Origin of the sequence: Flavobacterium sp., from assembly GCF_044368625.1 — a bacterium.
Lineage (GTDB): Bacteria > Bacteroidota > Bacteroidia > Flavobacteriales > Flavobacteriaceae > Flavobacterium.
Genome location: NZ_JBIPPD010000170.1, coordinates 1 through 7,122 on the forward strand (window position 1 = coordinate 1; position 7,122 = coordinate 7,122).

The 7,122-nt window shown below is 35.1% G+C and carries 6 protein-coding genes; 5 read left to right on the top strand and 1 reads right to left on the bottom strand.

Features of this window, described 5'->3' with window-relative positions:
- Positions 1-499 precede the first annotated feature (499 nt).
- The 5 genes from ACIQ2X_RS11975 (at position 500) to ACIQ2X_RS11995 (ending at position 6,599) form a co-directional block, all read left to right on the top strand.
- A complete protein-coding gene (locus ACIQ2X_RS11975) occupies positions 500-658 on the top strand; it encodes a hypothetical protein (protein WP_396179149.1) in 159 nt (52 codons plus the stop codon).
- A gap of 10 nt (positions 659-668) precedes the next feature.
- Positions 669-878 carry a hypothetical protein gene (locus ACIQ2X_RS11980; protein WP_396179150.1) on the top strand — a complete coding sequence of 70 codons (210 nt, stop codon included), beginning with the start codon at positions 669-671 and terminating at the stop codon, positions 876-878.
- A 264-nt stretch (positions 879-1,142) separates the two neighbouring features.
- The gene (locus ACIQ2X_RS11985; protein WP_396179151.1) at positions 1,143-1,946 is read left to right on the top strand and encodes a GLPGLI family protein; all 804 of its coding nucleotides are present in this window, start codon (positions 1,143-1,145) and stop codon (positions 1,944-1,946) included.
- Between the two features lie 17 nt (positions 1,947-1,963).
- Entirely contained in the window at positions 1,964-4,621 is a 2,658-nt protein-coding gene (locus ACIQ2X_RS11990) for a carboxypeptidase-like regulatory domain-containing protein (protein WP_396179152.1), read from the top strand.
- A 193-nt stretch (positions 4,622-4,814) separates the two neighbouring features.
- Positions 4,815-6,599 carry an ABC transporter ATP-binding protein gene (locus ACIQ2X_RS11995; RefSeq protein ID WP_396179153.1) on the top strand — a complete coding sequence of 595 codons (1,785 nt, stop codon included), beginning with the start codon at positions 4,815-4,817 and terminating at the stop codon, positions 6,597-6,599.
- Between the two features lie 84 nt (positions 6,600-6,683).
- On the opposite strand, the gene ACIQ2X_RS12000 is transcribed toward ACIQ2X_RS11995, so the two are convergent.
- A complete protein-coding gene (locus ACIQ2X_RS12000; RefSeq protein ID WP_396179154.1) occupies positions 6,684-6,839 on the bottom strand; it encodes a hypothetical protein in 156 nt (51 codons plus the stop codon).
- Between the last annotated feature and the right edge of the window lie 283 nt (positions 6,840-7,122).

A 7,122-nucleotide genomic window follows, 5' to 3' on the forward strand; every position in this document is an offset into this window, starting at 1 on the left:
CGCTTTAAAATGCGCAATACAATTGGCTTCACTACTAAATTCGACTCCAAAACTAAAAATATTCATACCCAATAATTTATCTATCAAACAAATATACAAAAATATGAGCAATTACGGATATACATATTTTCAATTTACCTTGTTTTATTTTTAAACAAGCAAAATATAAAGTAGTAGAGTAAAAGAGGGTAGCTGATCAAGCTCCCTTTTTTTATAACATTTTATAGAACAAAAGAATGAAAAACGTATTGATTCTATTTTTATCTTTTTCTCTTACTCATTAGCTGTGTATTTCGATCGAGGATATTGATACGATTGCAATGCGAATTGGATTTCAAAAACAAAGGTACTTTTTTGACCGCAATAAGTACTACTGCAATGCGATTAGGAAAAAATAAAAAAGTGTAGTGAAATGTTGCAATCTATTGGTCGGAAACCATAAATACTTTAAAATGAAGTATTCTAAATTTGTTTCACACTGATTGGTAAAAATAATGCTATGAAAATTTCAAAAACTGGAAAAACAAAACATAAATTAAGTAAAAACGTTGAAAAGCCTATTGAAAATGAGGTTATTCAGGTGCGTGATTTTCGTGATTTAGAAAATAGTTTAATGGATTGGAATGCCGAACAAAATCAGAGTGGCCGAAATAAATAAATTGCTAACTATGAAAAAAAAATCCCCTCAAAAACCTCCATCCAAAAAATCGAGTGTTAAAGAAATATCCGAAGGCGTATATATCAATTTGAATCGCATCACTACGGATGAAAAAGAATTTGACAAAGCTATTGAAGAAAGTTTCAAAGATTTAGAGCAAGAAGAGTTGAAAAATTCCAGACGAAAATCTACAAAATCGGACAGGCAAAATCAACCCTGATTATTTCTAAAATCCTTAAAAAATGTATTACTGGTATGTTTTTTCAAGGATTTTTTTTTATTTGAAAGCGGAGTATTTTAGGAAAAAAAATGTATTTTTATTTTTTTTAATATCCTTCATAATGGAAAAAGACACAAGGGCTACTAGAACTTTAAATGCTTGCTTAAACACTAATAAGCCTACTCAGGGTTTAAATCCTTAAATTGAAAAATAATTGCTCTTTCAAACGTTTTTGAAAGAGCAATTATTTAATACACATTACAAATGAAAATCAAAATAGCGCTTCTTATTTCCCTCATCACCTTCACAGGGTTTGCTCAAATCAAAAATGGTTCAATACGATATGCTGCCAAAACAATGTTTGATGACAACGCAAATATTGAGGCAATTCAAAATGAAATTGATGAAACTAAAAAAGATGAAAGTAGGATGAGTTTTACCTTAAATTTTAATCTTAACGAATCATCATTTTTTGTGAATCCAATATTAGGTCGAACGGCAGAAAGTATTGAAGAATATTGTACTAGTGCAATGATAAAAACGAATTGTTATGTAAGTATTCCTGATAAAGTATTTAGAAGAGTTGGAAATTTAAATGGTGCCGAATACATTATCAATGAAGAACAAAAAGCAGATTGGGAATTGACCAACGAAACCAAAACCATCAACGGTTATATTTGCTATAAAGCCACCAGTATCTACCACAATCAATCTTGGAATGACAATCCAAAACTAAAAGTAACCGCTTGGTACACACCTAAAATTCCTGTCTCTTTTGGCCCTAACGGATATCACGGACTTCCTGGACTTATTTTAGAAATTCAGACCTACACAACAACACTTTATGTAACAAAAATTGACTTAAATGTCGACAAAAAACTGGAAATCAACCGGCTTACTGGTGGTGTAGTTTTAACTAGAAATGATATTCGAAAAAAAATACTAGCAACTTCAATACCGCAAATTGCGACATTTATGGAAACTGAATTCAAAAAAGAGGATGAACGAAATGAACGAGTAGAAAAACAAATTTTAGAACGCAAATCCAAACAACAGGAGCAAAAATAGTAATCTAAATATTGTTTATGCGCCATTTCTTTTTCCTATTAATAATTCTGCTTCCACAAATTTTTATTGCACAAAATAAATCAATCACTGGTGTAATAAAAGATTCTTTAGGCGTGCCTTTACCTAGTGCTAATATTATGGCAAGTCCAACTCAAAAAGAGAGGGCCTTAAAATTTAGTATTGCCGATGCAGACGGACGGTATAAATTAGTGCTGGAAAATAATACATCGTATACCATTTCTGTTTCTTATATGGGTTTTGACGATGAAAACTTTATATTTCGTGCCGAAGATAACACATCAGTTCGCGATTTTATCTTAAAAAGAAACAACGAACAATTACAAGAAATTATCATTAAATATGACGTTAAACCTATAGTTGTAAAAAAAGATACGATTGTTTACAACGTGGATAGTTTTACGAATGGTAGCGAAAGAAAACTAAAAGAACAACTTAAAAAACTACCTGGAGTTGAAGTAGATCGTGACGGAAATGTTACCTTACAGGGTAAAAGAGTAACCACATTTCTTGTTGAAAACGACCCGTTTTTTGGTGGTGGTTCGAAACTGGGTGTTGAAAATATTCCTGCCGATGCTGTAGACAAAGTAGAATTCATAGACCATTTTAATGAAGTTGCCTTTTTAAAAGAAGTGTCGGGTAGCCAACAACTTGCTTTAAACATCAAACTAAAAAAGGACAAGAAAAATTTTCTGTTTGGGGATATTGAAGGCGCTTCTGGAGTTCCTGACTTTTACAAATTACACAGCGGCTTGTTTTATTATGGAGGACAAACTACAGCTAGTTATATCGGTAATTTAAATAATATTGGAGACAGCACATTGGACTTTGCTGATATCATTCGATTTAGTGGCGGAAGTACTTTTCTTGACCAAAATAACGCTACCGAAGATCTATTTGCATTTGCAAGCGATAATCGAAATGTAGTTCGTGGAAAGTCGCAATTTTCAGCTGCCAATTTTACACATCGATTTACTCCAAAGTCGACTCTTTCAGCGTACGTTATCGGTTCCCGTGTAGTCAATGAAATCAAGAATACCGCTGAAATTACGTATTTTCAAAATGAATTCTCAACTATCGAAAACCGCCTAAATCAATTGGATTCCGATAAAAATTTTTTCTTGGGAAGATTGAAATTTAACCACAAAGCCTCAAACAACGAACAATGGAGCTATGATGCCAACTTCAAACTTACCGACCGAAATTTTGATGATCGTCTTACTTCAAAAACTCCCTCGCAATTTAATGAATTTGTGACCTTATCGAACTTCAAGGACGTTTATCTGAATCAATTTGTAGAATGGCATAAATCATATTCTGATACAAAAACTACAACCTTAGTGGTAAGTCAAAAATATGAAGACCGAAACAGCGCTGTAGACTGGCAAACAAACCAACCTTTTTTAACTAATTTTCTTCCGCTACTCGAAAACGATTCTTATGATGTAAACCAACTAAAAAGAATAAAAAACAACTCAATCAATGCATTATTCAAGTTTTATTGGATTGTTAGTGATTTTAGTCATCTCTATTTTGTAGCAGGAAATACGTTTATCGATGCCAAAGTGACATCGAAGGAAAAGCAAATTTTGAGCGACAATACTACCAATGATTTTTTTAATAGTGGTTTTGGCAATGATATGAACTTCCGCTTCAATGATACCAAGTCGGGAATCGAATATAAATTTTTATTCAAAAAATGGACAACAAAAGCAAGTTTATATGTTCATCATTTCAATTTGTTTACGCAAAACAATGGGTTAGAAAATCAGTATACAAAAAACGTATTACAACCTCAACTAGAAAGTGAAATAGAACTAAAAAAAGGAGAAACCGTTACGTTCAATTATCGGTTGACTAACGAATTTTCCGATTTCCAAGACTATACTAGTCAATTTCAATTGCAAAATTATCAATCCGTTTTTAGAGGAAATCCCCAACTTACCGAGCAACGACAAAACTCCTATTCGCTCTTTTACAAAAAAACCAATTTATTACAAGGTTATGTGCTCAACTTGGCTTTGAATTATTCCAAAAGATCGAATGCAGTTCGAAATGAACTTATTATAGAAGGAATCAACCAGTTTACAACATCTGTTCAAAACAACATTCCGGAAGAAAATGCGCTATTCCGAGGCACAATAACCAAAAATGTGTACAAATTCAATGTGGGATTTAATTCATTTTTTACCACAATAAATTTCATACAACCCATTAACGGCGAACGAAATTTTGTTACCAGAAATGCCACCAATTGGGGTGTCGTATTTAAAACGGCTGATAAAAACTGGCCGTTTATTACCCTAAAATACAACCGTTCTTTTGACGAATTCAAAAGCGTTACCGCGTCAAATTTTCACTCCGATCGGTTTTCAATTGATTACGATGTAGTACTTAAAGACGTGCTTGTTTTCAAAGCTTTTCACGATTATCAAAGCAATTACAGCACAAACAGCACTGTTACTTCTTTTCACACTACTAACTTTAGTATCGGCTATCAACCTTTAAATAGTGCTTGGAAATTTGAACTAGACGGCAGAAATATATTTGGTAACTCCATTATCAATTCCAACTCATTTTCAGCTTTTTCAACTACCAATCAAACTACATTTATCTTGCCTCGTATCATTTTACTTTCGGCAACATTCAAGCTTTAAAAATATTTTTCTAGAACACACTAGCTTTACTTTTTTTATAACATATAATCGCTCATAACACTACAAACAGCGGATAAGTAAGTCTCATTTAAACGTATCATTCTATTTTTTTGTTTAAACTGAAGGCATTACTATTAAACAATCTTTGCAATTGCATACAATAAGCTTACCTTTGCAACGATAAAAAACCAAAATGGCGCGACATTCCAAAGACAACGATTTACCCAAAGCTAAACTAACTTCGAGTTCACTTAGCAAAGCAGTACGGATTTTTAAATACGGCCGAAATCACAAATGGAAATTTTACATTGGCCTCCTATTTTTATTCTTAACCAGTGCCACGGCTTTGGCTTTTCCAAAATTAATGGGAATGCTGGTGGACTGTGTAACCAATAAGGATCTAGGTAAAGCCAATGAAATTGCGTTACTGTTGATGGGCGTTTTGTTTCTACAAGCCATATTTTCCTTCTTCAGAATTTCACTTTTTGTAAATTTTACTGAAAATTCATTGTCCAATATTCGGTTTGCCTTGTATGAAAATTTGGTCAAACTACCGATGACCTTTTTCTCCCAAAAACGCGTTGGCGAACTCAACAGCCGCATCAGTGCTGATATTTCCCAACTTCAAGATACTTTTACCACCACAATTGCCGAATTTTTACGACAACTCATTTTAATCATTGGCGGATTCGTAATCCTAGGCAGCATCAGCCCAAAGTTGACTTTTATGATGTTAGGAATTGTACCCATTGTTGCCGTAGCAGCGGTAATTTTTGGGCGATTCATCCGAAAATACGGCAAGAAAACACAAGATAAAGTAGCCGAAAGTCAAGTGATTGTCGAAGAAACCCTGCAAGGAATTTCGAACGTAAAAGCTTTTGCAAACGAGTGGTACGAAATCCAACGCTACAAAACCAAAATCAAAGAAATTGTACAAATCGCCATCAAAGGCGGACAATACCGCGGTTACTTTGCCTCGTTCATTATTTTATGTCTTTTTGGATGCGTCGTAGTCGTGGTTTGGTACGGAATCACCCTAACCATAAAAGGCGAAGTCGAAGGCGTGGGCGACTTGATTTCCTTTATTTTATACACCACTTTTATCGGAGCTTCTTTTGGCGGCATTGCCGAAATGTATGCCCAGATTCAAAAAGCGGTTGGTGCTACTGAACGTGTTTTTGAACTTTTAGACGAAGTTCCTGAACACATCAACTCAACACCAAATCCTGCTACAGAGAAAATCACAGGAAATGTTTCGTTCAAAAAAGTCTCGTTCAGCTATCCTTCTCGTCCCGAAATTGAAGTGTTGAAAGACGTTAATTTCGATATTAATTTTGGTCAAAAAATTGCCATAGTAGGGCCAAGTGGTGCTGGAAAATCAACCATTGCCTCACTTCTCTTGCGTTTTTATAACATTGACAAAGGCGAAATTTTAATTGACGGCAAAAACATCAATGCGTTCCCACTCGAACAATTGCGGGGCAATATGAGTATCGTTCCACAAGACGTGATTTTATTTGGCGGAACCATTAAAGAAAATATCGCTTACGGAAAACCAACTGCCACCGATGAAGAAATTATGCAAGCCGCAAAACAAGCTAATGCCTATAATTTTATCGAAGGATTTCCCGAACAAATGGAAACCTTGGTAGGCGAACGCGGCATTAAACTTTCCGGCGGACAACGCCAACGCATTGCCATTGCCAGAGCTTTACTTAAAAATCCAAGCATCCTCATTCTAGACGAAGCCACTTCGTCTTTAGACAGCGAAAGCGAAAAATTAGTTCAAGAAGCCTTAGAGGTTTTGATGCAAGGCAGAACGAGTTTTATCATCGCACACCGACTTTCCACCATCCGGAAAGCTGATCAAATCCTGGTACTCGATGGCGGAACTATTACCGAAAAAGGCACCCACCAGGAACTCATTGCCCTTGAAAATGGCATGTATAGGAACTTAAGTGCGTTGCAGTTTAGTTAGGAAGCCTCCCCCAACCCCTCCGAAGGAGAGTCGCTTGGAAGTTGAAAGAGGTAAGTTTGATTTTTTCAAGTTGAACTTGATTTGTTATGCTGAACTTGTTTCAGCATCTAATTTTCTTTTTATTGGAGCGACCCGAACGAAGTGAATTGGCGAAGCAATGGATTGGGGTTTTTCATCCCGAAGTTTCGGGAGAAGCCTAAAGATGGATTCTCGATCCCCGACAGGAGTCCTGATAGCCATCGGGGGTGGCTTTTTTCGAGCGAAAATGACTAAAAAGAAGCCAAAAGTCGTGATTCTAAAAAGAGTTAAAAATTTTTTTCGGCTTATTTGTCGTGCTGCATTTTTTTCAGCGTCTAAACTTTAAATAGCAAGATGCCGAAACAAGTTCGGCATGACAATGGCTGGAGAAGCTATTTGTCATACCGACGAAGGAAGTAATTCTAATCCTGCATTTCAAATCCCAATTCTAAATCTCAAATACTAATTCCTAAACTTTCTCCTTGTATGAATTTTAAGAAAAATC

What these genes read in the sequence shown, in the direction of transcription:
- ACIQ2X_RS11995 (WP_396179153.1), top strand. Translation starts at nt 4,815, where the DNA reads ATGGCGCGACATTCCAAAGACAACGATTTACCCAAAGCTAAACTAACT.
- ACIQ2X_RS11975 (WP_396179149.1), top strand. Translation starts at nt 500, where the DNA reads ATGAAAATTTCAAAAACTGGAAAAACAAAACATAAATTAAGTAAAAAC.
- ACIQ2X_RS12000 (WP_396179154.1), bottom strand. Translation starts at nt 6,839, where the DNA reads ATGGCTATCAGGACTCCTGTCGGGGATCGAGAATCCATCTTTAGGCTT.
- ACIQ2X_RS11980 (WP_396179150.1), top strand. Translation starts at nt 669, where the DNA reads ATGAAAAAAAAATCCCCTCAAAAACCTCCATCCAAAAAATCGAGTGTT.
- ACIQ2X_RS11990 (WP_396179152.1), top strand. Translation starts at nt 1,964, where the DNA reads ATGCGCCATTTCTTTTTCCTATTAATAATTCTGCTTCCACAAATTTTT.
- ACIQ2X_RS11985 (WP_396179151.1), top strand. Translation starts at nt 1,143, where the DNA reads ATGAAAATCAAAATAGCGCTTCTTATTTCCCTCATCACCTTCACAGGG.